The sequence below is a fragment of the Sphaerimonospora mesophila genome (genome assembly GCF_001417795.1).
GTDB classification, from domain to species: domain Bacteria; phylum Actinomycetota; class Actinomycetes; order Streptosporangiales; family Streptosporangiaceae; genus Sphaerimonospora; species Sphaerimonospora mesophila.
Window position 1 is genome coordinate 1 of the sequence record NZ_BCBX01000007.1, and the last position, 607, is coordinate 607.

A 607-nucleotide genomic window follows, 5' to 3' on the forward strand; every position below is an offset into this window, starting at 1 on the left:
CGCCTGACAGTGAAGATGTAGGTGAGCGTCTCCCGGTGGGGTCTGACCCAACGCCTGACTGACCTGGGGTCCTCAACGGGATCTGTCGGCCCCGGCCGGGAGACGCTCATGTGCACTCACCGGACGTGGCGCTGTGACTTCATAGGAGCCTGGCCAGAGGCCCCATCACTGTCTTGTCCACGTTGCCCGGCTGGTGCGTGCCGCCCTGCCCCCGGTCAAGACGACAGGACGACGATGACCTCCATTACACCCCAAGACCCGGCGATCATCGAGGTCGCCGGTGGAGTCGACACCCACCAAGACACCCACACCGCGGCCGTGATCGACCAGGTAGGGCGCGTGCTTGGCACCGAATGCTTCCCGGCCACCCCAGCCGGCTATACCGCCTTGCTGGCCTGGATGCGTTCCTTCGGACGACTGGTGCGCGTCGGTGTCGAGGGCACCGGTGTCTACGGGGCCGGGCTCGCGCGGCTCTTGCGAGACGAGCACGTCGAGGTGGTCGAGGTCGACCGGCCCGACCGCAAGACCCGCCGCTACCAGGGCAAGTCCGACCCGATCGACGCCATCGCCGCGGCCAAGGCCGCCCTGGCCGGGGATCGGACCGGCA

General features: G+C 68.4%; 1 protein-coding gene. It reads left to right on the forward strand.

Features of this window, described 5'->3' with window-relative positions:
- Positions 1-234: 234 nt before the first annotated feature.
- The coding region (locus AP234_RS00045) for an IS110 family transposase (protein WP_152990135.1) at positions 235-607 on the forward strand (373 nt) is incomplete at its 3' end.